Origin of the sequence: Streptomyces achromogenes subsp. achromogenes (assembly GCF_000720835.1) — a bacterium.
GTDB lineage: Bacteria > Actinomycetota > Actinomycetes > Streptomycetales > Streptomycetaceae > Streptomyces > Streptomyces achromogenes.
This window is the reverse complement of the sequence record NZ_JODT01000019.1, coordinates 236,230-258,697: the sequence shown is the minus strand read 5'-3', so window position 1 is coordinate 258,697 and position 22,468 is coordinate 236,230. Positions and strand designations below refer to the sequence as shown.

Sequence of the window (22,468 nt, the reverse complement as noted above, 5' to 3'; positions counted from 1 at the left end):
CACAGCGCCGATGGTACTGCAGGGGGGACCCTGTGGGAGAGTAGGACGCCGCCGAACAAATTTTAGGGAAACCCCCGCACCTTACGGTGCGGGGGTTTTTCTGTTTTCCGGGCCAAGGGGTTTGGATTACGGTGGCCGCATGACCGCTGTCACCGGGAACGACTATGTCGTTCGTGCCATACGCCCCGACGACTGGGAGCGGGTGAAGCAGCTGCGGCTGGACGCGCTGCGGGATCCAGTCGCGCACCTCGCCTTCCTGGAGACCTACGACAACGCCGCGAGCAAGCCGGACTCCTTCTGGCAGGACCGGGCCGTCGGCTCCGGCGTGGGCTCCACGACCGCCCAGCAGTTCATCGCCGAGGCCCCCGACGGAACCTGGGCCGGCTCGGTCACCGTACTCATGGAGGAGCCCGGCACCCAGGACTGGGCCGGGAACCCGGTCGAGCGGCGGCAAGGACACGCGGTCGGCGTCTTCGTACGGCCCGAGCACCGGGGCAGCGGACTGATCGAGGCGCTGTTCACGGCCGGCCTGGCCTGGGCGTGGCAGCGGGACGCCGAGCGGATGCGGCTGTTCGTGCACGAGGACAACCACCGGGCCCAGAGGGCCTACCGGAGGATCGGGTTCGCGCCCAGCGGCCTCGTCGTGGTCTTCTCCAAGGACGAGAGCGTGAACGAGCGGGAGTTCGTCCTGGAGCGGCCGTCCTAGACGGGCAGTTCCTGGTGCGGCCAGCGGGCTCGGGCCTGTTCGCGGGAGCGGAGCAGGGCCAGCGCCGGCAGGCCCCGGTCGGCGCCGCCGGCCAGCAGCTCCGGCAGCTCGGGGAACGGGGCCACGGCCGCGATGTCGTCCAGGACCAGGGTGAGTGGTGGGTCGAGGCGACCGGAGGATGACCGTTCGGCCATGCGCCGGCCGCGCTCGACCACGCTGGAGACGAGGGCCGTCAGGAGCGGCATCGCACCCGGGTTGCTCCGTGGGTCCTCGATGGATGCACCGACCACATAAAGCGTGCCCCCTTCCTGGACGAAGGAATCCAGGGCGAGGGCATCGGTGCGGTTGGGGGTGCACGCCTCCCGGATGTTCACCGTGAAGAGCGCCGACAGGGCCCTGCTGGTCAGCTCCTGGGCGATGTCCCGGCGGTCCGGGTGCCCGGTGAGGGCCGCCTCCAGTTCGCCGGCGGCGCCGGGCGCGGCCTTTTGATGGGTGCGCAGGGTGCGGACGGCGTCCTGGACCTGGGTGCCCTGCGCCCAGCGGTGCACATGCCGGATGGTGCGGTTCTCCAGGGCGGCGGCGTGCAGATAGCTGCGCAGCAGGGTGGTCGCGGTGTCGGCCACCGCCTGGTCGATCCGCGCGGTGGGCCGTACCGGGGCGAGCAGGGCCGTCGCCCGGTGCAGCGCCGTCTGCCTGTCCTCGCAGCCCGCGGTGGGGGACCAGTGCAGGCGGGCCGGGGTGTCGCACAGGTGCGTGGGGTCGTAGAGCAGGGTGGGGCCCAGCTTGGCCCGGGTGTCCTTGGTCTCCGCCCACAGGGCCGGGTTGGAGGTGACGAGGACGACGGGGCCCTCGGCGTCCCGTACGGCCTGGGCCGCGGCCGGCTGCCGGGCCTCCCTGGGCGCGAGGAGGACCCGCTCCCAGCCGCCCGCCCGGTCGCCGTCGGCAGGGAGCGCGACCGGAGGCGCCGGGGCCGCCGGCTGCTGTGCGGGCTCCACCGCGACCGGAGACGGCGGTGTTACGGGCTGCCCCGCGGGCTCCACCGGCCGTGGCTCCGCGCGCGGCACGGGGACCTCGTGGCGTGGCTCGGGGACGTTGTGGCGCGGCTCCGGGGCCTCGTAGTGCGACTCGGCTCGCGCGGGCCCCGGCGTGGTGTCGCGGGCCGCCGTGGCCCGTAGGCGCCTGGCCGCCCGCCACCGGGCCACCGTGCTCATCGCGAACACGGTGAGGACGAAGAGGATCATCAGCTGGCCGAGGAACAGGCCCCAGAACAGGCCCCAGCCGGACAGCCGGCCCGGCGGGGTGTCCGGCCAGGCGCCGGGGAGGTCGTGCGGGTGGCTGACGAGGTGGCGCATGGCCAGGGGGGTGCGGGTGAAGGTGACGCCCTCCGGCCAGGCACCGTGGGCGAACCGGGCCGAGAGGCCGGTGGCCGTCCACACCAGGACGGTGATGCCGATGAGGAACGCGAGGATGCCGATCAGCAGTCCGTCGGGGATGCCGCCCTGGCGTTCCCGGCGGTAGTCACGGTGATCGTCCGGTCTCACGCTGTACTCCCTCTAGGCCACCGTCGACTCGGAGTCGCCCAGGTGCTGTTCCACGAAGGCCGCCGCCCGCTGCTCGGCCTCCAGCTCGGCCGCGCGCAGGGCGTCGTCGGCCAGGTCGCTGGCCGACTCGGTCATGGCGCGGTCGGTGAAGACCAGCGGCCGTTCCGTCTCCGTGACCAGGTGTTTGACCACCTGGACATTGCCGTTGACGTCCCAGACCGCGATGCCGGGCGTCAGCGTGGGGATGATCTCGACCGCCCAGCGGGGCAGGCCCAGGACCCGGCCGGTGGCCCTCGCCTCGTCCGCCTTCTGGGCGTAGATCGTCCTGGTCGAGGCCATCTTCAGGATGGCCGCCGCCTCCTTGGCGGCCGCCCCGTCGACCACGTCGGACAGATGGTGGACGACCGCCACGAAGGACAGGCCGAGCCGGCGTCCGAACTTCAGCAGCCGCTGGAACAGCTGGGCCACGAACGGGCTGTTGATGATGTGCCAGGCCTCCTCGACCAGGAAGATGCGCTTTTTGCGGTCGGGGCGGATCCAGGTGTGCTCCAGCCACACGCCGACGATCGCCATGAGGATCGGCATGGCGATGGAGTTGCGGTCGATGTGGGACAGGTCGAAGACGATCAGGGGCGCGTCGAGGTCGATGCCGACCGTGGTCGGGCCGTCGAACATGCCGCGCAGGTCACCGTCGACGAGGCGGTCCAGGACCAGGGCGACGTCCAGGCCCCAGGCCCGTACGTCGTCTATGGCGACGTTCATCGACTCCGCCGACTCCGGCTCGGGGTGCCGTAGTTGGTCCACGATGTCGGAGAGGACCGGCTGGCGGTCGGTGATCGTCTCGTTGACGTAGGAGTGCGCGACCTTCAGGGCGAAGCCGGCCCGCTCGTCCAGGCCGTGGCCCATGGCCACCTCGATGATGGTCCGCAGCAGCGCGAGCTGCCCGGTCGTGGTGATCGCCGGGTCCAGGGGGTTGAGCCGGATGCCGTGGTTGAGGGCGGCCGTCGGGTCGAGCCGGATGGGGGTTATCCCCAGCTCCTCGGCGATCAGGTTCCACTCGCCGACGCCGTCCTCGCCCTGCGCGTCCAGCACGACGACCTGGCGGTCCTTGAACCGCAGCTGGCGCAGGACGTACGTCTTCTCCAGCGCCGACTTGCCGTTGCCGGACTCGCCGAGGACCAGCCAGTGCGGGGCCGGCAGCTGCTGGCCGTACAGCTGGAAGGGGTCGTAGATGTAGCCCTTCCCGGAGTAGACCTCGCGGCCGATGATGACGCCGGAGTCGCCGAGGCCGGGCGCGGCCGTGGGCAGGTAGACCGCCTGGGCCTGGCCCGTGGAGGTGCGCACCGGCGGCCGGGTCGTCTCCACCTTCCCGAACAGGAAGGAGGTGAAGGCCTCGGTGAGGACGGACAGCGGATCCCGCATCGGAGAATCAGCCCCTACCTTCGGATGCCGGTGGCGAACGGAAGTGTGTTCACGAAGGCGCGGTGGTGCTCTCGGTCGCACCACTCCAGCTTGAGGTACGACTTGCCGGCGGAGGCCCTTATCGTGCGCTTGTCGCGGTTGAGGGCCTCCGGGGAGCGGGCGGAGACGGTGATGTAGCCGACCAGGTTGACGCCGGCGGCGCCGCTGGCGAGGTCCTCGCCGCGCTGGTCGAGCCGGTTGTGGGCGGCGATGTCCCGGGGGTCTACGGTCCGGTTCATCTTGGCGGCGCGGGACGCCTCGGCCTCGTCGTTGGTCTTCTCGGTCAGCATCCGCTCGATGGCGACCTCGGTGGGTTCCAGGTCCATGGTCACGGCGACCGTGCGGATGACGTCCGGGGTGTGGACCAGGAGCGGGGCGAGGAAGTTGACGCCGACGGGGGTCATCGGCCACTCCTTCACCCAGGCGGTGGCGTGGCACCAGGGTGCGCGGGTCGAGGACTCGCGGGTCTTGGCCTGGAGGTAGGTGGGCTCCACGGCGTCCAGCTCGGCCGGCCAGGCGTTGCGCTGGGTCATCGCCTGGATGTGGTCGATGGGGTGGTCCGGGTCGTACATGGAGTGGATCAGGGACGCCAGCCGGCCCTGGCCGAGCGGCTGGCGGACCCGGATGTCGGCCTCCTGGAGCCGGGAGCAGATGTCGGTCAGCTCGCGGGCCATGACGACGGCGAGCCCGGCGTCCCGGTCCACCCGGCCGCCGCGGGTGCGGGCGGCGCGGGCCATGGCGTGGGCCTCGGCGGCCAGTTCCCGGCTGTAGTGCATGCAGGCGACGAGGTAGGCGCGGTGCTGCTCGCTGCTGGTGGAGACCATGGACTGGAGCTGGTCGTAGGAGTGCTGGAGCCAGTCCGGGGAGCGGTCGTCGCCGCGCACGGCGACGTCCTTGGCGTGCGCGTCGGGGTCGGCGGGCAGGGTGCGGGCGAGCATCTGCAGCCGGGTGACGAAGCCGTCGCCGTTGGCGACGTGCTTGAGCAGCGTGCCGAAGCGGTCGACCAGGGCCTCCTGGTCCTCGGAGTCGCGCAGGCCGACGCCGGGGCCCTCGATCTCGATGGCGGCGGTGACCGTCTTGCGGTCGGCGTGCAGCAGGACGGCGATCTCGTCCGGGCCGAAGGGCGCGGCCAGCCAGGTGATGCGGCCGATGCCCGGCGGCGGGCCGACCTCGATCTCCCGGCCGTCGAGCCGGGTGCCGGCCTCCATGGCGCTGGACCGGTAGGCGGCTCCGCGCTTGACGGTCCGCTTGTACGAGCGGTTGATCTCGAACCACTTGTAGAAGGTGCGGTGCTTGTACGGCACGTAGACCGCGGCGAGCGCGAGCAGGGGGAAGCCCATGAGCAGCGCGATCCGCAGGGGCAGGACGGGTACGAGGAGGCCGCACATCATGCCGAGGAACGCGCCGGCGATGATCAGGGCGATTTCGCCGGATTCACGGTTGCGGCCGATGATCGCGTTCGGCCGGGCGCGGCCGATGAGATACGTACGGCGGGGCGTGACCGGATGGGACAGGTGGGACTCGGTCGTCAACGCCCTTCACCTCCCGAGCGGTTGTTGCGGGTGTTGCTGGCGTGCGGGGTGTTGACCGGGCTGGACGCGCGGGGCGCGGGCGTGGCGGAGGGGACGGTTCCGCCGCCGGTGCCGGCCGGGGTACGGCCGCTGTGGGCGGCGACGCCGCCGGAGGCGGGGTTGGCCTGGCGCGGGGTGCTGCTCGACTGTCCGCCGGCGGCGTTGCTGTCGGCGCGGGTGCTGTGGGTCTTGATGCCCTGGGCGACGAGGGTGGCGGGGGAGCTGATGACGGCGGCGGCCTTGCTCTCCGCGCCCTGCATGATGCGGTTGTTGCGGCCGCTGGCGATCTCGTCGCCGAAGCCGGGGACGAAGCGGTAGATCATCGCGCTGGCGAAGATGGCGAGCAGGATGATGGCGAGGCCGGAGACGACGGCGGAGAACGCGTCGGGGCCGTTGTCGCCGGACAGGGCGCCGGCCAGGCCGAGGACGATCACGATCACGGGTTTCACGAGGATGACGGCGATCATGATGCCGGCCCAGCGGCGGACGTGGCCCCACAGGTTCTTGTCCACGAGTCCCGCGTAGACGACGGTGCCGAGGAGGGCGCCGACGTAGAGGAGGGCGGCGCGGATGACCAGCTCCAGCCAGAGGACGCCGGCGGCGAGGATGCTGACCAGGGAGACGACGATCAGCATGATAGGGCCGCCGCCGATGTCGTTGCCCTTCTTCAGGGCGCCGGAGAAGGTGCCGAAGAACGTGTCGGCCTGGTCGCCGGTGGCTTTCGCGAGGACGTCGGTGACGCTGTCCGTGGCCGAGACGACGGTGTACAGGATCAGCGGGGTGAAGGCGGAGGCAAGCACGGTCAGCCACAGGAAGCCGACGGCTTCGGTGATCGCGGTGGTCAGCGGCACGCCGCGCACCGCGCGCTTGGCCACGGCGAGGAGCCACAGCAGAAGCGTCAGGATGGTGGAGGCGGCGAAGACGATGGCGTACTGCTTCAAAAACGCCTGATTGGTGAAGTCGACGGTGGCCGTCTCCTTGACGGCTTTACTGAGCTTGTCGACGGTCCAGGAGGCGGCCTCGGCGCAGCCCTTGGCCAGCGACGACAGCGGGTCGAGAGTGGAGTTGTCCGGGGCGAAGTCGCCGGTCTTCCCGGACGGGTTGTTGCCGCGCTCGCAGTATTTCTTGGCATCGCCCGGGATGGGGCCGCAGTCGATCCCGCCGTTCGACGGTGAGGGGGACGGGCTGCCGGAGGGGGTGGGCGAGGGTTCCGCGAAGGCGCGGGTGGCCAGCAGTACGGCCGTGGTCTGTACGGCTGCAACGACTCCGGCGAGCTTGAGCGCACGCTGCGGGCTACCGGGCATAGGTGAACCCTCCGTACTCTTCGATGGCTTTGCTGATCTCGTCGGAGGTGGCGGCCCTGTCGTCACCGGGTACCGGCGCGGGACCGTCCTGCTGTGTCTCGGAGCTGATCTTCCAGTCGCCGTCGGACCAGCGCAGGTCGAACGTCCAGGTCTTCCAGGACGAGGTGACAGGGTCGGTCGAGGTGCTGCTGGCCATGCCGATGAGGCCCACGTACCAGACCGCGACCTTGGCGGAGTCGGCCTTGTACTCCCGCACAGTGGTTCCGATCGGAATCACCCGCGACACGAACGTGCTGCCCTTGGGCGGGTTGCCGGCGGCGTCGAGGCCCATCTTGGCGAGGAACCCGGCCGAGTAGGCCTGGTCCATGGGGCCATGGAGACGGGCCGCCGCCTCCTGGGTGTAGAGCAGGTCCAGGAGCCGGTGACGGCTGTCCTTGTTGAACATGCCGGTCGAACCCAGGGCCACGGCGTAGTTCGAGGCCGCCGACTGGGCTCCCTGCTCGTCGTGGGCGAACCCCGTCGGAACACCCGCGGACTTGGTCTCCACCGGACGCGTGCCGCTCGCCGACGTCGCGGAGGTCACGGGCTGGTCCGTCTTCGGTGAAGTCTCGTCGTTCGTGTCGCCGTCACCCCGGTTCGCGAAGGCGATGGCGGCGATGAGGAGGACCACCACGCCGACCACCGTGATCAGGCTTCGGGAGGAGGAGCGCTGGGGGCGGCGGGGGGCGCCGCCGTAGGGGTCGGGGTCGGGGAGGCGGGTCCGGGTCTGGCCGGGCTCCGGGTGGTCGCCGTAGCCCTGGTAGTCGCGGTAACCCTGCTCGTCTCCGGGACTCATGCCGCGTACGCCCCCTCCACCTCGTAGACATACGACGGTAGCCGTGCTGGTTCCCGCGCGGGCGCGGTGTGGTGACTCGACATCAGGGAAACGCAACCTCAGCCGGTGGGCACGACGGGTGGGTGGGGTGGAGGGGACAGCCGTGGCCGGGCGTGCCCGGAACGGGTGGGGTTACACCGCCATGCCGTACACGATGGTGAACAGTGTGCCGAGGGAGCCGATGATGAAGACCCCGGTGAGGCCGGCGATGATCAGGCCCTTGCCCTGCTCCGCGCTGAACGTGTCCCGCAGGGCCGTGGCGCCGATACGCTGCTTGGCCGCCCCCCATACCGCGATGCCGAGGCACAGCAGGATGGCGACGGCCATGACCACCTCGATCATCACCTTGGCTTCGTTGCCCAGGCTGCCGAAGGGGCCCCAGTCCGGAGCGATCCCGCCGATGATGGTGTTGATGTCTCCCTTGTCGGCCGCAAAGAGCATGTAAGTCACCGCCCCTGGTGGGTAGTTCCGCGAGCCCCTGCGGGCGCAGAGGTCAGGCCTCATTGTCGCCGACAACGTCGCCAACGTATGTCGACTTGGCGTCATTCACTGGCGGGTTTCGTCTAGGTGGCACCTACCGTCACTCTGTGTATCACGGCAGGTCACCCCGGGCAATGAGGTCGGAACGGAACCCGGTGTGTGGTTCCGTCGTTGACCCCCTTTACGACCCGCGCGGGTTTGACGGCCGGTCGGGTGAGCTGTCGCGTCGATGTTCTCACGGGCGGGGCGGCGGGCGGGGTCGCCCCGGGGGCGTCGATTCACAGGGAAATCTCAGGCAACCCCGGGTTTCCACCTCACCTTTGACGGTCAGACTCGGTTCCGATGAAGCGCATCTCACCCGGCCCGGCCACCTCGCGGCCCGCGCTGCTCGGCGCGGTGGTGCTGCTGGCGCTGACCTCCGCCTCCGTGGCCGCCGCCGACGACGGGCCGGGGCCGTTCGGGGTCACCGTGGACGCCGCCGCGAACCGGTGGAGCGCGCGGGTGGGCGCGCTGTTCCCCGCGGACGGGGCGGGCCGTCCGGCCGGCGGTCACTTCTGCACGGCGTCGGTGGCGCACAGCTCGCGCGGCGACCTGATCGTCACCGCCGCCCATTGCCTGGACGACCCCGGCCGCGATCTGGTGTTCGTGCCGGGCTATCGCGCCGGGCGGGCGCCGTACGGGGTGTGGAGGGTGACGCGGCGGTTCCTGCCCGACGCGTGGGCCCGGGACCGGGACGAGGACAGCGACCTCGCCTTCGCCACCGTCGCCGGGCAGGGCGGCGGCCGGGTGGAGGACGTGGTGGGCGCCTACCGGTTCACGCCCGGCGTGGCCACCGGCGCCACCGGGGTGACCGTCACCGGGTACCCGGCCTCCCGCGAGGTCCCCGTCAGCTGCACCGACAAGCCGGTCCGGCACAGCCGTACCCAACAGCGCGTCGAATGCCCCGACTTCACCGGCGGCACCAGCGGCAGCCCCTGGGTCAACGGGGACCACGAGATCGTCGGGGTCCTCGGCGGTCACGAGGAGGGCGGCAGTACGCCCGAGATCTCGTACAGCGTGGTGCTGGGGCGGGTGGCGGCGGAGCTGTACGAGGAGGCGGCCGAAGCCTCCTGACCGGGCATCGGGGCCGGGACGCGTACGTGATCTTTGTGGCAGGGTCTGTGCCCGTGGACGCACTCAAGCCTCAGGATCCCGCGCACATAGGCACCCACACGCTGCTCGCCCGGCTCGGCGCGGGCGGCATGGGGCAGGTCTACCTCGGCCGTTCGCCGGGCGGCCGGCTCGTCGCGATCAAGGTGATCCGCGACGAGATCACCGACCACCCCGAGGCGCTGGCCCGCTTCCGGCGCGAGGTCGAGACCGCGAGGGCGGTCCGCAGCGCGTACACCGCCAACCTGATCGACGCCTCGCTGGACGCCGCGCCCTACTGGCTGGCCACCGAGTACGTCGCCGGGCCCACCCTCGCCGGTGCCGTCGCGGAGCGCGGGCCGCTGCCCGCCGGGACCTGCCGGGGGCTGTTCGCCGCGCTCGCCGAGGGGCTCGCCGCGGTGCACGCGCACGGCGTCACGCACCGGGACCTCAAGCCGCAGAACGTCATCCTGGCCGCGCAGGGTCCGCAGCTCATCGACTTCGGCATCGCGCGCGGGGCGGGCCACACCGCGCTCACCGAGGCCGGGTCCGCGCCGGGCACCCCCGGTTACACCGCGCCGGAGGTGCTGCTGCGCAACGAGGTCGGCCCACCGGCGGACGTCTTCGCGCTCGGCGCGACCCTGGCCTACGCGGCGACCGGCCGGGCCCCGTTCGGCGTCGGCGACCCGACCGCGGTGAGCTACCGCGCCGTGCACGAGCCGATCGACGTGGCCGGTGTGGCGCCCGGGCTGGTGGCGCTGATCGAGGCGTGCGTGGCCAAGGACCCCGCCGCCCGGCCGACGCCGGCCGAGGTGATCGCGCGCTGCGGGGTGCGGACCGCGCTGGTGGAGGACCCGCACTACGCGGCCCTGTCCGCCCTGGCCGAGCCCGCTCCCCGGACCCCGCCGGACCCGCGGACCCCGACGGCCGTCCAGCCCCCAACGGCCGATCAGCTCCCGCCGGACCCGCGGACTCCGATGGCCCTCCAGGCGCAGCCGGACCCACGGACCCCGACGGCCGTCCAGACCCCGCCGACCCCCCGAACCCCCGGAACCCCCAGCACCCCACCCGCCCCCCACGGCGCCCCCAACTACCTCCCCACCCAGCCGGCCCTGCCGCCCGGCCGGGCCAAGGGTGGGCGCCGGAGGGTCGTCGTGGCGGCGGGGCTCGCCCTCGGTGTCGTGGCCGCCGCCACGGTCGTGCTGCTCACCCAGCGGGGCGACGGCGAGGACAGCGCGCACGGCGGGCCGGGGACCGGCACCCCGTCCGCCACCGCGCGCACCGCCTCCCCCGTGGCGGGCGGACGGGGCGCTCCCGCCTACGCGGAGACGAAGCTCGACCGCACCCTGTACGACTCGGCCGAGGACCAGTGCCAACTGCCGCCGGAGGAACGTGGTTCGAACGGCTTGATGAGGGTGATCGAAGACCCCGACGCGCCGGACGGGCAGGGCGTGGACACCACGTTCTCCCACAAGGTGAGGCTCGGCATCCGCGACAAGTACCCGCCCGCCACGAAGGAGCCGTACTACGTCACGGTGAGCGTCAAGCCGCCGCACGACATCGATCCCGACACCGGCAGGCCCGTCCCCGGGCTGTCGGCGGTCAACGCGAGTTCGGGCTACACCAGCAAGCCCGTCGACCTCTACGGCGCGGCGGACGCGGGCGGTTGGACGTACGTGACCTATCCGGACGACTTCCGGCAGTGGGTGCGGGGCAAGGCGTATCCCGCCATACCGCTCGCCAACGACCCCGGGGACTGGACCGTGCAGTGGCACCACATCCGTACGCCCGACGACTACAGCAGCCTCATCTGCGCGGGCTTCACCGCGAAATGACGCCACATCATGAGAAAGGTGTCTTCGATCGGCCCGGCATGGGGGAAAGTTGAACCGTGCGGAAGTCATGGGTGATCGGTGGGGCGGCCGGCGCGCTCGGCGTGAGCTTCGTGATGCTGCTGGTCGTCGGTGTGTACATGGTGGCCGGGAACCTGGTCAACGGGGTGACCTCGGGGGGCCGGGGCCTGGCGAAGGGGGCGGTGCCGGCCGCCTACAAGCAGTTGGTGCAGCGGTGGGGGAATCTGTGCCCGGCGCTCTCGCCCGCGCTGCTCGCCGCGCAGCTGTACCAGGAGAGCGGGTGGAACCCGACCGTCGTCAGCCCGGCCGACGCGCGCGGTATCGCGCAGTTCATCCCCAGCACCTGGGCGACGCACGGTATCGACGGCGACGGTGACGGCAAGCGGGACATCTGGGATCCGGACGACGCCATTCCGTCGGCGGCCTCGTACGACTGCGAGCTGGCGAAGTACGTCAAGGACGTGCCCGGGGACGTCTCCGACAACATGCTCGCGGCCTACAACGCGGGCGCCTACCGGGTGATCCGGGCGGGCGGGGTGCCGGCCATCAGCGAGACGCGGAACTACGTCAAGCGGATCCGCAGCCTGGAGAAGAGCTTCGCCGCGCCGGTCAGCCGGCTCGACCCCTCCCGGCAGGCCGCCGGTGCCATCGCCTTCGCGCAGAGCCGGCTCGGCACGCCGTACCTGTGGGGCGGCAACGGCACCCCCGAGCAGGGCGGGCGCTTCGACTGTTCGGGTCTGACCAAGGCGTCGTACGAGAAGGTCGGGGTCACCCTGCCGCGTGTCGCCAACGACCAGTACAACGCGGGGCCGCACCCCTCGCGGGACCAACTGCTCCCCGGTGACCTGGTGTTCTTCTCCGACGACCTCACCGACTCGCGGGCCATCCGGCACGTGGGGATCTACGTCGGCGGCGGGTACATGATCGACGCCCCGCGCACCGGCGCCGTGATCCGCTTCGACCCGATCGACACCCCTGACTACTTCGGCGCGACGCGGGTAACGGAGGAGGGCGCGCAGGCACTTCCCACGAGCGTGTGAACGATGCGTGAAGCTGCCCCCTGAGCTGCGGTGACGAGTCTCTCTTCGATAACGTCTGCGTGATCATTCAGTGGAGAGTGGAACGTATTCATGGTGCCCGTGCGTTCCTGTTGACGTAGCCGAGCGGACGTCAGTACGGCAGTGCAGCGGAAGCGGATCTACGAACCACGGGGGGCTGGCGCGACGCACACCCGGTGCGTCCGGACGAACGACGAAGGGGCCGCAGCACCATGGCTGTACTCGCCGAATCCGGATCGAACCCCGACGTCGACCTGCTCTACGACATCAATGGCCTGGCCAAGGACGCGCCGCACTGGTTCGACCGGGTCATGGAGTTCGTCGGCGAGTACGGGCTGCTGCTCGCGATGGTGCTGCTGGTCCTGTGGTGCTGGTGGGGCGTGCGGCGCCGGGGCGGCGAGGAGGCGGCGCCGTCGGTGGCCGCACTGGTGTGGGCGCCGCTCGCGGCGGGCATCGCGGTCCTCGTGAACGTCCCGATAAGAGGCTTCGTGGAGCGCCCCCGCCCGTTCCGGGACCACCAGGGCCTGGACGTGCTGGTGTCCGGCAAGGACGACTTCTCCTTCGTCAGCGACCACGCGACGCTGACGATGGCGCTCGGTGTGGGCCTCTTCGTCGCCAACCGCCGCTTCGGCCTGGTGGGCATCGGCCTGGCCCTGCTGGAGGGCTTCTGCCGGGTCTACATGGGCGTGCACTACCCGACGGACGTCGTGGGCGGTTTCGCGCTCGGTACGGCCGTCGTCCTGCTGCTGTCCCCGCTCGCCATGGCGCTGCTCACCCCGCTGATGCGGGCGGTGGAGCGCTCGCCGCGGGTGGGCCGGCTCGTGCGGCGGCGGACGGCGCCGGACGTCCCGGTGCTGCCCGGCGCGCGCCGCTCGGCGGAGGCCGGGGAGCGGGACCTGGCCGCGTAAGCGGGAAAGCGGGAACGGGCCGGCTCCCCCTCGGCGGGGGCCGGCCCGTTCCCGTGCCTACAGCCCCTGCGCGTACGAGAAGAACCGCTTGGGGTCGTACTGCTTCTTCACCTTGTCCAGCCGTGCCGCCGCGTCCCCGTAGTACGCCTTCTTCCAGTTCTTCAGCGTGGGGTCGGTGTAGTTCTGGTAGGCCGCGCCGGAGGCGTACGGGGCCATCGCCTTGTGCGCCGACGTCAGCCAGGCCTGGGCCGTGGTGCCGGCGGCCCCCGCGCCCCAGGAGGCGATGTACTGGGCCAGTATCCGCGAGCGGCGGTGGACGAACGCGGTCGCGGTCGGGGAGACCCGGTTGACCGCGCCGCCGAGCGCCGTGAAGGCGATGCTGCCGGCGCCGCCGCGCACCGCGGCGATCTGATGGAGCACGGTCTGGATGCCGGCGGCGGACAGCGAGCGGTCGAAGAAGTCGGAGCGGGCCGCGTACGTCTCCCGGCCGAGCCGGCCCTGCGGGGAGCGGCCCGGGGTGGAGCCCGGCAGGTGGCACTGGGCGTCGGTGGTGAAGGAGGAGCAGCCGGCGTAGATCTCCATGGCCTCCTCGTAGCCGCGGCGGCGCAGCGAGACCGAGCGGGCGCCCGCGCCGGCCAGGTGGGCCAGGCGGTCCACGGCGTTCTGCAGCTCGCGGTAGGTGCCGAGGGAGAAGCAGGAGACGGAGACGGTCGGGGTGCGGCCCGGTGAGCAGGCCAGGTGCAGGGAGGACCAGATCTCGTCGGGCTGGGAGGGGCCCCACTCCTGCCAGGCCTTCAGCACCTTGGCGGCCTTGGACCAGGGCCAGGTCAGGTGGGCGGTGACGGCCTGCGGCGCGGTGTGGGTGCGGAAGTGCAGCTCGGTGACGACGCCGAAGTTGCCGTTGCCCGCGCCGCGCAGCGCCCAGAACAGGTCGGCGTGGTGGCCGGTGTCGGCGGTGAGCTGGGTGCCGTCGGCGGTGATCAGGGTGGCCTGGGTGAGGCTGTCGCAGGTCAGGCCGTAGGCGCGGGAGGCGACGCCGTGGCCGCCGCCGAGCACCAGGCCGGAGACGCCGACGGTGGGGCAGGAGCCGGCGGGTATGGTCACGCCCTTCGCGGCGAGCGCGCGGTAGACGTCGATCAGCTTGGCGCCGGCGCCGACGACGGCCTGGTTGCCGCTGACCCGGATCCGGTTCAGCCGGGAGACGTCGACGATCAGCCGCTGGTCGCCGGAGGAGTAGCCGGCGTAGGAGTGGCCGCCGTTGCGGATGGCGACCTTGACGCCGTGCGCGCGGGCGTACGCCAGGGTGGTGCGGATGTCGGCGGTGTGCGCCACGTAGGCGACCGCGGCTGGTTTCAGGCCGTCGAAGCGGGTGTTGTAGAGCTGGTGGGCGGTCTTCCAGGAGGCGTCGCCGGGCCGGACGAGGGTGCCGTCCAGGTCCCGGGCGAGGGCCGTCCAGTTCGCGGCGGCCCTGGCCGAGCCGGTGGTCCCGGCCGAGCCGGTGGTCCCCAGGGCGGCGAGGGAGGTCGTGCCCGTGAGGGAGGCGGGGGGCGCGGAGGAGTCCTTGCCCGCCGTGCACGCGGTGAGCGCGGTGGCCGCGAGGGCGGCCGCGCCGCCCGAGATGAACGTACGCCGTTCCATGTCCGTCGCCCTTTCCTCGGCTCCTGTGGAACGAGACGGCGCGCCGCGCCATGGGGTTCCGCCGAACGGGTGAGGAACGGCGCGCGGGTGTTCGAGTGAGGACGTACGAGTGTTCGTGTTACCGGCTCGTCGGAACCTCCATGTGCTCTCCCCGTGAGCATTCCGTGACCTAACCGGGCCGACGGCAGGGGTTCACTCTGCGTTCATTTCTGGCCATCGGCGGCTTCACCTGTTCTGCCTAATTTCGGCCGTACCCGGTGCGGAGTGCGGCATGGATTGCGCTCGCGCGCACCGCACCCATTTACCTCGCGCGCCGCCGATCGCGGCGGCTCCTGGAAGGACTCCCGAAAGTGAAGCTTCAGCGCAAGAACCGGCTGCGCGCCCTCTCTCTCGGTGCTGTCGCCGTCTCCAGCGCCCTGGCCCTGACGGCGTGCGGCTCCGACGACAACGGCGACGGCAACGCCTCGGGTGGCTCCTCGGCCACCACGAGCGGGAGCTCCGTCAAGTGCGACGACGCCAAGGGCCAGCTGCTCGCGGACGGTTCGTCGGCGCAGAAGAACGCGATCGACGCCTGGACCAAGGTCTTCTCCCCGGCCTGCAAGGTGCAGATCAACTACAAGGGCGCCGGTTCCGGTGCCGGTGTCACCTCCTTCACCCAGGGCCAGATCGCGTTCGCCGGTTCCGACTCCGCGCTGAAGCCCGACGAGGTCGCCGCCTCCAAGAAGGTCTGCGACGGCGGCCAGGGCATCGACCTGCCGATGGTCGGCGGCCCGATCGCCCTCGGCTACAACGTCCCCGGCGTGGACAACCTGGTCCTGGACGCCCCGACGATCGCCAAGATCTTCGACAGCAAGATCAAGAACTGGAACGACGAGGCGATCAAGAAGCTCAACCCCGGCGCGAAGCTGCCCGACCTGAAGATCCAGGCCTTCCACCGCTCCGAGGACTCCGGCACCACGGACAACTTCACCAAGTACCTGCTCGCCACCACGCCCGAGAACTGGAAGTACTCCGGTGGCAAGGCCTGGCAGGCGCAGGGCGGTCAGGCGGCCTCCGGCTCGGCCGGCGTGGCCCAGGGCGTCAAGCAGAACTCCGGCGCGATCGGCTACTTCGAGCTGTCCTTCGCCAAGGGCATCGACACCGTCGCCATCGCCACCGGCGCCAAGGCCCCGGTGAAGCCGTCCACCGAGTCGGCCACCGCGGACATCGCCGCCGCCAAGGTCATCGGCACCGGCAAGGACCTGGCGCTCCAGCTCGACTACAAGACCAAGGCCGAGGGCGCCTACCCGATCACCCTGGTCACCTACGAGATCGTCTGCGACAAGGGCAACAAGGCCGACTCGCTGCCCGCCACCAAGGCGTTCCTGCGCTACATCGCCAGCGAGGACGGCCAGAAGGTGCTGGCGCAGAACGACTACGCCCCGATCCCCGCCGAGATCATCGCCAAGGTCCGCACCACCATCGAGGGCCTGAGCTGACCTGATCCGTGAGTGTGCGGCCCGGTGCCCGTCCGGGCCGGGCCGCACCGTCCGGTGCACCGCCGCCACGAGCCGCGCCCCCCGCGGGGCCGCCGCTCCGCAGACCGGAGAACCCGATGGACATAACGACGACAACCGACGTTCCTCCCCCCGCCTCCCCGCCCTCGCTCACCGAACGCAAGCGCGCGGCCCGCGGCGCCACCCGGCCCGGCGACCGGATCTTCCTCGGCCTGTCGCGCGGCTCCGGCATCCTGCTGCTGGTGATCATGGCCGCGATCGCGGTCTTCCTCACCTACCGCGCCTCCCTCGCGATCAGCAGGGACCACGGCAACTTCCTGACCACCTTCGAGTGGAACACCAACCTCAACCCGCCGGTCTTCGGCATCGCGGTGCTGGCCTTCGGCACGATCGTCTCCTCGGTGATCGCCATGGCCATCGCGGTCCCGGTCGCCGTGGCGATCGCGCTGTTCCTGACCCACTACGCCCCGCGCCGGCTGAGCGGCCCGATCGCCTATGTGATCGACCTGCTCGCCGCCGTGCCGTCCATCGTCTACGGCCTGTGGGGCGCCCTGATCCTCGTACCGCACCTGCGCGGCCTGTACGGCTGGCTGGACACCTACTTCGGCTGGACCGGGATCCTCTCCTGGGAGGAGGGCGCCCCGCGCACCATGCTCGCCGTCGGCATCCTGCTGGCGATCATGATCCTGCCGATCATCACCAACGTCAGCCGTGAGGTGTTCCGGCAGGTCCCGCGGATGCACGAGGAGGCCGCCCTGGCCCTCGGCGCCACCCGCTGGGAGGTCATCCGGATGTCCGTGCTGCCCTTCGGCCGCTCCGGTGTGATCTCCGCGTCCATGCTCGGCCTCGGCCGCGCCCTCGGCGAGACGATGGCCGTGGCCACCGTGCTCTCCCCGGACTACGACATCCACGCCAGCCTGCTGAACCCCGGCGGCGGCACCTTCGCCCAGAACATCGCCGGCAAGTTCGGCGAGGCCAGCGAGCAGGGCCGGGACGCGCTGATCGCCTCCGGTCTGGTCCTCTTCGTCATCACCCTGCTGGTCAACGGCGCGGCCCGCGCGATCATCGCCCGCCGCAAGGAGTACTCGGGGGCCAACGCATGAGCACCGCAGCCGTCACCGACAAGCGCCCCGGATCACTGAGCGGCGCCCGCCTGCCCAAGTGGTCCCCCTGGGCGATCGCCGCCGGGTCCGTCGCCGTCGCCGTGGGCATCGGCCTCGGCGCGGGCCTCGGCAGTAAGGTCCAGTGGGGTCTGATCGCCGCGATCCTGTTCGTCCTCGGCACCTACGGCATCACCGCCCGGGTGGAGGGGCGCCGGCAGGCCAAGGACCGGGTCGCCACCTCGCTGGTGTGGGTCGCCTTCCTGCTCGCCGTCGTCCCGCTGGTCTCCCTGGTGTGGACGACCGTCTCGCGCGGCGTGAAGGTGCTCGACGTTCACTTCCTCACCCACTCCATGGGCATCGTCGCCGACACCGAGACCGGCGGCGGCATCTACCACGCCATCGTCGGCAGCCTGGAGCAGGTCGGCCTCGCCACCCTCATGGGCGCCCCGATCGGCGTGCTCACCGCCGTCTACCTGGTCGAGTACGGGCGCGGCCGGCTCGCCCAGGCGGTGACCTTCTTCGTCGACGTCATGACGGGCATCCCGTCGATCGTCGCGGGCCTGTTCATCCTCAGCCTGATGCTCATCCTGGAGCTCGACCCGTTCGGCTTCGCCGGTTCGCTGGCCCTGGCCATCCTGATGATGCCGGTCGTCGTCCGCTCCACCGAGGAGATGCTCAAGCTCGTCCCGAACGAGCTGCGCGAGGCATCCCTGGCACTCGGCGTGCCCAAGTGGCGGACCATCCTGAAGGTCGTCCTGCCGACCTCCCTCGGCGGCATCACCACCGGCGTCATGCTCGCCATCGCCCGGATCGCGGGCGAGACCGCGCCGGTGCTGCTGCTGGTGTTCGGCAACCCCTTCATCAACACCAACCCGTTCGACGGCGCCCAGGCCTCGCTGCCGCTGTACATCTACCAGCAGTACGCCGCCGGCGGCGACGCTGCGTACGACCGCGCCTGGGCGGCGTCCCTCACGCTGATCGCCTTCGTGATGATCCTCAACCTGGTGGCCCGCGGCATCGCCCGCTGGAAGGCCCCGCGCTGACCCGCCGCGGCCACCGCCGCCTGGCCGGCCGCCGACGCGGCCCCACAGCGACCGAGCTTGAATTTCCTGGAAGTGAAGCAGACATGGCCAAGCGAATCGACGTAAGCGGGCTCACCGCCTACTACGGCTCCCACAAGGCGATCGAGGACATCTCGATGACGGTCGAGCCGCGCTCGGTGACGGCGTTCATCGGCCCCTCCGGCTGCGGCAAGTCGACGTTCCTGCGCACCCTGAACCGGATGCACGAGGTGACCCCCGGCGGGCGCGTCGAGGGCAAGGTGCTCCTGGACGCCGAGGACCTGTACGGCGCCGGGGTCGACCCGGTGTCCGTGCGCCGCGAGGTGGGCATGGTCTTCCAGCGCCCGAACCCGTTCCCCACGATGTCGATCTTCGACAACGTGGCGGCGGGCCTGCGGCTGAACGGCAACTACAAGAAGAGCGAGCTGAACGACATCGTCGAGAAGTCGCTCAAGGGCGCGAACCTCTGGAACGAGGTCAAGGACCGGCTGAACAAGCCGGGCTCCGGGCTCTCCGGCGGCCAGCAGCAGCGCCTGTGCATCGCCCGGGCCATCGCGGTCGAGCCGAAGGTGCTGCTCATGGACGAGCCGTGCTCGGCCCTGGACCCGATCTCCACGCTCGCCATCGAGGACCTGATCGGCGAGCTGAAGGACCGGTTCACGATCGTCATCGTGACCCACAACATGCAGCAGGCGGCGCGGGTCTCGGACCGCACGGCGTTCTTCAACCTCGCCGCGGTGGGCCAGCCGGGCCGGCTGGTGGAGATCGACGACACCGAGCGGATCTTCTCCAACCCGTCGGTCCAGGCCACGGAGGACTACATCTCCGGCCGCTTCGGCTAGGCCCGGACCGCTGGACGTCCTGCGGTGCTGCATGGCGGTGCCACCGCGAGGACGCACAAGGGCCCGCCCCCGATTCCCGGGGGCGGGCCCTTCGCGTTTCGTCCTGCGGTCCTACAGGGCCACCAGCTTCACGATGCCGAAGGCCAGGGCCGCGACCAGGGCGGCGGCCGGCATGGTGATGAACCAGCCGAGGACGATGTTCTTGGCCACGCCCCAGCGGACCGCGTTGACCCGCTTGGTCGCGCCCACGCCCATGATCGCCGAGGTGATGACATGGGTGGTGGAGATCGGCGCCTTGAAGATGAACGCGGTGGTGAACATGATCGACGCGCCGGTGGCCTCGGCCGCGAACCCCTGCGGCGGGTCCAGCTCGATGATCTTGCGGCCCAGGGTGCGCATGATCCGCCAGCCGCCGGCGTACGTGCCCAGGGACAGCATCACCGCGCAGACGATCTTCACCCAGACCGGGATCGGGTCGCCGAACGTCTCGTGGCCGGAGATCACCAGGGCCAGCACCACGACACCCATCGTCTTCTGGGCGTCCTGGAGACCGTGGCCGAGCGCCATGCCGGCGGCCGAGACGGTCTGGGCGATGCGGAAGCCCCGCTTGGCCTTGTGCGGGTTGGACCGCCGGAACAGCCACATGATCGCCGTCATGACCAGGTAGCCGACGATCAGGCCGACGAACGGGGAGACGAACATCGGGATGACGATCTTCTCCAGCACCCCGCTCCAGAGCACGTCCGTGCCGCCCGCCAGCGCCGCTCCCACCATGCCGCCGAACAGGGCGTGCGAGGAGGACGACGGCAGGCCGTAGTACCAGGTGACCAGGTTCCAGACGATCGCGCCGACCAGGGCCGCGAAGAGGATGCCCATCCCCGTCGAGCCGTGGGGCGTCTCGATCAGGCCCTCGCTGACCGTCTTGGCGACGCCGGAGCCCAGGAAGGCGCCGGCCAGGTTCATCACGGCCGCCATGGCGAGCGCCGCCCGCGGGGTCAGCGCCCGCGTCGACACCGAGGTCGCGATGGCGTTCGCGGAGTCGTGGAAGCCGTTCGTGTACGTGAAGAAGAGCGCGACCGCTACGGTCACGATCAGGGCGAAGGTGTCCATCGACGCCTCAGGACTCCTTGACGGCGATGGTCTCCACCGTGTTCGCCACGTGCTCGAACGCGTCCGCCGCCTCTTCCAGGACGTCCACGATCTGCTTGAGCTTCAGCACCTCGATGGCGTCGTACTTGCCGTTGAAGAGGTGGGCGAGCAGCTTGCGGTGGATCTGGTCGGCCTGGTTCTCCAGCCGGTTGACCTCGATCCAGTACTCGGTGAGGTTGTCCATGGTGCGCAGGTTCGGCATGGCCTCGGCCGTCAGCTCCGCCGCGCGGGCCAGGACCTCGATCTGCTGCTCGACGCCCTTGGGCAGTTCCTCGACGTTGTAGAGGACGACCAGGTCGACGGCTTCCTCCATGAAGTCCATGATGTCGTCCAGGGAACCGGCGAGGGTGTAGATGTCCTCCCGGTCGAACGGCGTGATGAACGAGGAGTTCAGCTGGTGGAAGATCGCGTGCGTGGCGTCGTCACCTGCGTGTTCCGCGGCCCGCATACGCTCTGCGATCTCGGCCCGGGCGGAGGGGTCCGCCCCGAGCAGTTCCATCAGGAGTTTCGAGCCCGTGACGATGTTGTCCGCGGACGCGGCGAACATGTCGTAGAAGCTCGTCTCCCTGGGGGTCAGACGAAAGCGCACGTGGGGTCCTCGGGGTGCTTCGGTTTCGGTCAGGCTGATGCTAGGCGCATCATCCGGCCACGGCTAACGGGCCGCATCCCAGTGTCGCCCATCGGGCGCGTTGATGAGCACAGGGGCGTACGAAGGCCCCCTTACCCCGCAAAGTTCGTTACCATATACCCAGTAGGGGTATCTATCCCTTTTGTCCGAAGCTCGTCCCGAGACGGAGGCCCGCGATGACGACGACGACCGAGGCCGGCGCCACGCACGGCTACCACCAGCAGAAGGACGAGCACCTCAAGCGGCTGCGCCGCATCGAGGGGCAGATCCGCGGTCTGCAGCGGATGGTGGACGAGGACACCTACTGCATCGACATACTCACCCAGGTCTCCGCCTCCACCAAGGCGCTGCAGTCCTTCGCGCTCCAGCTGCTGGAGGAGCACCTGCGGCACTGCGTGGCGGACGCGGCCCTCAAGGGCGGCGACGAGATCGACGCGAAGGTGGACGAGGCGACCAAGGCGATCGGCCGTCTGCTGCGCACCTGAGCGGCCCGGCGGGGCGGGCCGCGCTCAGCCCGCACTCCGTTCCTCGGCGACGCGCAGCACCTCGTCGATGCTCTCCAGGCTGAGCCGGTCCTCGGCGGCCGAGGCCGCGATGATCAGCTCTCCGCAGAGTTCGATCTCGGCGAGGGCCACGTGGTCCTGAACCGCCGTGCCGCCGACCGGAGCCACCCGCCTCACCTCTTCCCTGCCGTCACCGCCTTCCAGAGTAGGCAGTGGTCCGCACCCCGCGCATGGCACGGACGGGCTACTTACAAAGGGACGTCTGGTACTAGTGACTGGCCGGAATCAGCCGCTCTCGGCGGGCTCGTCCCCGGCGACCCGGCCCGTGTAGATGTCCGCCGGGGCCGGCAGCCGGATGTCCGCCGGCGCGCCGAAGCCGTACAGCAGCAGGGTGGAGGCCACCGCGACGGTCGCCTTGGCGTGCCCGTTGGAGAAGCTGAAGCGCTGCCGGAGCTTGCGGATGCGGCCCTGGTCGTCCAGGTAGGCGTCGAACGGCACCCGGGCCGTGGCGAACCCTTTCGCCGCCGCGGCCAGCGCCGCCCGGTTCCCGGCCGAGGCGTACCGGGCCGCGTGGCCGAGATCGGCGGTGCCCCGGTAGTGGCGTACGGCCGTCCCGGCCAGCTCGGTGCGGCCCACGAAGATCGCCTCCCGGGCCCCGCGCAGCAGCTCGGCCGCCACGTACGGGTCGGTGGCGCCGCCGGTGACCAGATTGCCGTCCGTCAGCGTCGCGGTCTCCACCCGTACCCACTTGTCGGCGGGCACGCCCGCGCCCCGGTTCTTCATGTACAGCGCGTCCGGGGTGAGGAGTTCGGTGATGGGCCGGTGTCCGGCGGCGCCGGTGGGGTCCGCGGGGAGCATCACGGTGAGCCGGCCGAGGCGGCGGCGGTAGTCGTAGACACCCCGGCCCCGGATGGTGACGCGGGTGCCGCCGGTGGCCATCTCCATGGAGGTGCCGGCCTTGGAGCTGCCCGCGTCCCGCAGCGCCCGGGCGGCCCGGTGCAGGGCGCCCAGGGGGTCGTCCGCGCCCGTGACGTCCTCGGCGGCGGCCCCGCTGCCCCAGCAGCCGCAGGCGCCCGCCGCGAGGCCGAGGAGGATGACCGTCGCGGCGCCCGTCCTGCCCGCGCGCCTGTGCTGCCGCCGATCCATCGCCTGCCTACCCCCAAG

21 protein-coding genes are annotated in these 22,468 nt (G+C 71.1%); 10 read left to right on the top strand and 11 right to left on the bottom strand.

Annotated elements, in window-relative coordinates; translation table 11 throughout:
• Nucleotides 1-139 precede the first annotated feature (139 nt).
• Nucleotides 140-706 (top strand): GNAT family N-acetyltransferase, encoded by a 567-nt coding sequence (locus IH25_RS0121150; protein WP_030612613.1) that lies wholly within the window; start codon nt 140-142, stop codon nt 704-706.
• Here IH25_RS0121150 and IH25_RS0121145 read toward each other — a convergent pair.
• The 6 genes from IH25_RS0121145 to IH25_RS0121120 form a co-directional block, all read right to left on the bottom strand.
• Entirely contained in the window at nt 703-2,247 is a 1,545-nt protein-coding gene (locus IH25_RS0121145) for a type IV secretory system conjugative DNA transfer family protein (protein ID WP_030612612.1), read from the bottom strand. The genes IH25_RS0121150 and IH25_RS0121145 overlap by 4 nt on opposite strands.
• A 12-nt stretch (nt 2,248-2,259) precedes the next feature.
• A complete protein-coding gene (locus IH25_RS0121140) occupies nt 2,260-3,669 on the bottom strand; it encodes an ATP-binding protein (protein ID WP_030612611.1) in 1,410 nt (469 codons plus the stop codon).
• 14 nt (nt 3,670-3,683) lie between these two features.
• Nucleotides 3,684-5,240, bottom strand: coding sequence for an SCO6880 family protein (locus IH25_RS0121135; RefSeq protein WP_030612610.1), 1,557 nt, complete (start codon nt 5,238-5,240; stop codon nt 3,684-3,686).
• Nucleotides 5,237-6,583, bottom strand: coding sequence for a hypothetical protein (locus tag IH25_RS0121130; protein ID WP_030612609.1), 1,347 nt, complete (start codon nt 6,581-6,583; stop codon nt 5,237-5,239). Before IH25_RS0121130 ends, IH25_RS0121135 begins: the two co-directional genes overlap by 4 nt.
• Nucleotides 6,573-7,418 (bottom strand): hypothetical protein, encoded by an 846-nt coding sequence (locus IH25_RS0121125; protein WP_030612606.1) that lies wholly within the window; start codon nt 7,416-7,418, stop codon nt 6,573-6,575. The genes IH25_RS0121130 and IH25_RS0121125 overlap by 11 nt, the downstream gene beginning before the upstream one ends.
• Before the next feature lie 171 nt (nt 7,419-7,589).
• Entirely contained in the window at nt 7,590-7,898 is a 309-nt protein-coding gene (locus IH25_RS0121120; RefSeq protein ID WP_014673544.1) for a hypothetical protein, read from the bottom strand.
• Between the two features lie 381 nt (nt 7,899-8,279).
• On the opposite strand from IH25_RS0121120, the gene IH25_RS0121115 reads away from it, so the two are divergent.
• The 4 genes from IH25_RS0121115 (at nt 8,280) to IH25_RS0121100 (ending at nt 12,884) form a co-directional block, all read left to right on the top strand.
• Nucleotides 8,280-9,050: a trypsin-like peptidase domain-containing protein gene (locus tag IH25_RS0121115; protein ID WP_030612601.1), complete on the top strand. Its 771-nt coding sequence runs from the start codon at nt 8,280-8,282 to the stop codon at nt 9,048-9,050.
• Nucleotides 9,051-9,103: 53 nt separating this feature from the next.
• Nucleotides 9,104-10,900: a serine/threonine-protein kinase gene (locus IH25_RS0121110; RefSeq protein ID WP_030612598.1), complete on the top strand. Its 1,797-nt coding sequence runs from the start codon at nt 9,104-9,106 to the stop codon at nt 10,898-10,900.
• A 56-nt stretch (nt 10,901-10,956) separates the two neighbouring features.
• Complete coding sequence (locus IH25_RS0121105) at nt 10,957-11,958, top strand: C40 family peptidase (RefSeq protein ID WP_030612595.1); 1,002 nt, start codon at nt 10,957-10,959, stop codon at nt 11,956-11,958.
• A 230-nt stretch (nt 11,959-12,188) separates the two neighbouring features.
• Nucleotides 12,189-12,884, top strand: coding sequence for a phosphatase PAP2 family protein (locus IH25_RS0121100; protein WP_030612592.1), 696 nt, complete (start codon nt 12,189-12,191; stop codon nt 12,882-12,884).
• A 57-nt stretch (nt 12,885-12,941) separates the two neighbouring features.
• Here the strand turns inward: IH25_RS0121100 and IH25_RS0121095 are convergent, their stop codons facing one another.
• Entirely contained in the window at nt 12,942-14,522 is a 1,581-nt protein-coding gene (locus IH25_RS0121095; RefSeq protein WP_030612589.1) for an FAD-binding oxidoreductase, read from the bottom strand.
• A 350-nt stretch (nt 14,523-14,872) separates the two neighbouring features.
• On the opposite strand from IH25_RS0121095, the gene pstS reads away from it, so the two are divergent.
• From pstS to pstB, 4 genes are all read left to right on the top strand, one after another.
• Nucleotides 14,873-16,000 carry a phosphate ABC transporter substrate-binding protein PstS gene (pstS, locus tag IH25_RS0121090; RefSeq protein ID WP_030612585.1) on the top strand — a complete coding sequence of 376 codons (1,128 nt, stop codon included), beginning with the start codon at nt 14,873-14,875 and terminating at the stop codon, nt 15,998-16,000.
• Between the two features lie 116 nt (nt 16,001-16,116).
• Nucleotides 16,117-17,121, top strand: a complete 1,005-nt coding sequence (gene pstC, locus IH25_RS0121085; RefSeq protein ID WP_030612582.1) for a phosphate ABC transporter permease subunit PstC — start codon at nt 16,117-16,119, stop codon at nt 17,119-17,121.
• Nucleotides 17,118-18,164 carry a phosphate ABC transporter permease PstA gene (gene pstA, locus IH25_RS0121080; protein ID WP_030612579.1) on the top strand — a complete coding sequence of 349 codons (1,047 nt, stop codon included), beginning with the start codon at nt 17,118-17,120 and terminating at the stop codon, nt 18,162-18,164. The genes pstC and pstA overlap by 4 nt, the downstream gene beginning before the upstream one ends.
• A gap of 83 nt (nt 18,165-18,247) precedes the next feature.
• Entirely contained in the window at nt 18,248-19,024 is a 777-nt protein-coding gene (pstB, locus tag IH25_RS0121075) for a phosphate ABC transporter ATP-binding protein PstB (protein ID WP_030612576.1), read from the top strand.
• Nucleotides 19,025-19,135: 111 nt separating this feature from the next.
• On the opposite strand, the gene IH25_RS0121070 is transcribed toward pstB, so the two are convergent.
• Both IH25_RS0121070 and IH25_RS0121065 read right to left on the bottom strand, forming a co-directional pair.
• The gene (locus tag IH25_RS0121070; RefSeq protein WP_030612573.1) at nt 19,136-20,134 is read right to left on the bottom strand and encodes an inorganic phosphate transporter; all 999 of its coding nucleotides are present in this window, start codon (nt 20,132-20,134) and stop codon (nt 19,136-19,138) included.
• 7 nt (nt 20,135-20,141) lie between these two features.
• Complete coding sequence (locus tag IH25_RS0121065; RefSeq protein ID WP_030612570.1) at nt 20,142-20,762, bottom strand: DUF47 domain-containing protein; 621 nt, start codon at nt 20,760-20,762, stop codon at nt 20,142-20,144.
• A 215-nt stretch (nt 20,763-20,977) separates the two neighbouring features.
• Here IH25_RS0121065 and IH25_RS0121060 point away from each other — a divergent pair, with 215 nt between their 5' ends.
• Nucleotides 20,978-21,286, top strand: a complete 309-nt coding sequence (locus IH25_RS0121060; RefSeq protein WP_030612568.1) for a metal-sensitive transcriptional regulator — start codon at nt 20,978-20,980, stop codon at nt 21,284-21,286.
• A gap of 24 nt (nt 21,287-21,310) precedes the next feature.
• Here IH25_RS0121060 and IH25_RS41700 read toward each other — a convergent pair whose 3' ends face one another.
• Together IH25_RS41700 and IH25_RS0121050 are read right to left on the bottom strand one after the other, a co-directional pair.
• Entirely contained in the window at nt 21,311-21,472 is a 162-nt protein-coding gene (locus IH25_RS41700; protein WP_167346037.1) for a hypothetical protein, read from the bottom strand.
• Between the two features lie 117 nt (nt 21,473-21,589).
• Nucleotides 21,590-22,450, bottom strand: coding sequence for a hypothetical protein (locus IH25_RS0121050; RefSeq protein ID WP_030612559.1), 861 nt, complete (start codon nt 22,448-22,450; stop codon nt 21,590-21,592).
• Nucleotides 22,451-22,468: the final 18 nt, after the last annotated feature.

Coding starts and splice junctions, on each gene's coding strand:
- IH25_RS0121150 (WP_030612613.1), top strand. CDS start 140: ATGACCGCTGTCACCGGGAACGACTATGTCGTTCGTGCCATACGCCCC.
- IH25_RS0121140 (WP_030612611.1), bottom strand. CDS start 3,669: ATGCGGGATCCGCTGTCCGTCCTCACCGAGGCCTTCACCTCCTTCCTG.
- IH25_RS0121130 (WP_030612609.1), bottom strand. CDS start 6,583: ATGCCCGGTAGCCCGCAGCGTGCGCTCAAGCTCGCCGGAGTCGTTGCA.
- IH25_RS0121125 (WP_030612606.1), bottom strand. CDS start 7,418: ATGAGTCCCGGAGACGAGCAGGGTTACCGCGACTACCAGGGCTACGGC.
- IH25_RS0121120 (WP_014673544.1), bottom strand. CDS start 7,898: ATGCTCTTTGCGGCCGACAAGGGAGACATCAACACCATCATCGGCGGG.
- IH25_RS0121115 (WP_030612601.1), top strand. CDS start 8,280: ATGAAGCGCATCTCACCCGGCCCGGCCACCTCGCGGCCCGCGCTGCTC.
- IH25_RS0121100 (WP_030612592.1), top strand. CDS start 12,189: ATGGCTGTACTCGCCGAATCCGGATCGAACCCCGACGTCGACCTGCTC.
- IH25_RS0121095 (WP_030612589.1), bottom strand. CDS start 14,522: ATGGAACGGCGTACGTTCATCTCGGGCGGCGCGGCCGCCCTCGCGGCC.
- pstC (WP_030612582.1), top strand. CDS start 16,117: ATGGACATAACGACGACAACCGACGTTCCTCCCCCCGCCTCCCCGCCC.
- pstA (WP_030612579.1), top strand. CDS start 17,118: ATGAGCACCGCAGCCGTCACCGACAAGCGCCCCGGATCACTGAGCGGC.
- pstB (WP_030612576.1), top strand. CDS start 18,248: ATGGCCAAGCGAATCGACGTAAGCGGGCTCACCGCCTACTACGGCTCC.
- IH25_RS0121070 (WP_030612573.1), bottom strand. CDS start 20,134: ATGGACACCTTCGCCCTGATCGTGACCGTAGCGGTCGCGCTCTTCTTC.
- IH25_RS0121060 (WP_030612568.1), top strand. CDS start 20,978: ATGACGACGACGACCGAGGCCGGCGCCACGCACGGCTACCACCAGCAG.
- IH25_RS0121050 (WP_030612559.1), bottom strand. CDS start 22,450: ATGGATCGGCGGCAGCACAGGCGCGCGGGCAGGACGGGCGCCGCGACG.